A 1445-nucleotide genomic window follows, 5' to 3' on the forward strand; every position below is an offset into this window, starting at 1 on the left:
AAAGAAGCACCCTGCGGGGTAATGCCGATCAGTTAAGCCTCGTTGCTTGACCTTTGGCCGCAAGAAATCAAAATCCGATGCCTGAATAGGCATCGGATTTTTTTATGCGTCTGGCTCGGGCACTGGAACTGACCCACAACTTCGTCTCGACTCCCAATTCCCTCGAGGGATTGGACTCGTTGCTTGATCCATCGCTGGTCGAACAGGCCTTGGAACAAGCCGGTGTCGCTACCTTGCGCAAGCGGCGCTTACCCTTGGAAATGATGCTTTGGTGCGTCATCTCCATGGCGTTTTTCCGGCGCATGTCGGCGTGGGATGTGGTCAGTCGCATGAACATCATGCTGCCCGGGCAACGCCCGCTGGTCGCGCCCAGCGCCGTAGTCCAGGCCCGTCAGCGATTGGGCAGCGAGGCGGTACGACAGGTCTTCGATCTGACGCAGAAAAGCTGGCATGAAGCGGCCGGCCATCCGACCTGGGCCGGGTTGCGTTTGCTGGGGGTCGACGGCGTCGTCTGGCGAACGCCCGATACACCCGAAAACCGTGCACGTTACGACTCCGCCAGCAACCAGCATGGCGATACCGGTTTTCCTCAGGTACGCATGGTCTGCCAAATGGAGCTGACCAGCCATTTGCTGATCGGCAGCGCTTTTGACGGCTATCGCAGCAACGAAATGAAACTGGCGGAACAACTGATCGAAAACACGCCCGATCACTCGTTGACGCTGTTCGATCGTGGCTTTTACTCCTTGGGCTTGCTGCATCAGTGGCAGCAAGCAGGCACCGAGCGGCATTGGCTGATGCCACTGAAAAAAGGCGCGCAGTACGAAGTGGTTCAGCGTTTGGGGCGCCAGGATGCTGTTGTCTTGTTAAGCACTTCGCCGCAAGCCCGCAAACAATGGCCGGGGCTACCCGAGCGCCTGACCGCGCGACTCCTGAGCAAAACCGTCAAGGGCAAGGTTTGTCAGATTCTGACGTCAATGGCCGACCCGCTGCGCTTCCCGCCCGACGAAATTGTCGACCTGTACAGCCAGCGATGGGAGATCGAATTAGGGTTTCGAGAGATGAAACAGACTCTGCTCAACAGTAGCTATACGCTGCGTAGCAAGACACCCGAGATGATCGAGCAGGAACTGTGGGGTGTGTTGCTGGGCTACAACTTGTTGCGCTATCAGATGGTGGAAATGAGTCGTCACTGTCCAGGTATTTACCCGTGTGAAATGAGCTTTAGCGCGTGTACCTGGGCGATTTTAGGGTTTATCAACAGTGTCTCGGCAGACCGCTCCGGGAACATCCCCAAGTACCTGGCCGAGCTTCATGCCTCAGCCCCGCACTATGTCCTGCCTCATCGGCGAGAGGAGCGTATTTATCCTCGCGCCATCCGGCTCAAATCACCGAAGTATCCGATCAGAAATAAAAATGCCAGTCAGCTTAACTGACTGGCATTA

Annotated in this window: 1 protein-coding gene; it reads left to right on the forward strand. The window is 56.5% G+C overall.

Annotated features, from left to right (window positions below):
* Positions 1 to 104 precede the first annotated feature (104 nt).
* Complete coding sequence (locus VC35_RS26830) at positions 105 to 1436, forward strand: IS4 family transposase (RefSeq protein WP_046043683.1); 1332 nt, start codon at positions 105 to 107, stop codon at positions 1434 to 1436.
* The last annotated feature ends 9 nt before the right edge of the window (positions 1437 to 1445 follow it).

Source organism: Pseudomonas fluorescens, assembly GCF_000967965.1.
Classification (GTDB): Bacteria; Pseudomonadota; Gammaproteobacteria; order Pseudomonadales; family Pseudomonadaceae; genus Aquipseudomonas; species Aquipseudomonas grandcourensis.

Coding starts and splice junctions, on each gene's coding strand:
- VC35_RS26830 (WP_046043683.1), top strand. CDS start 105: ATGCGTCTGGCTCGGGCACTGGAACTGACCCACAACTTCGTCTCGACT.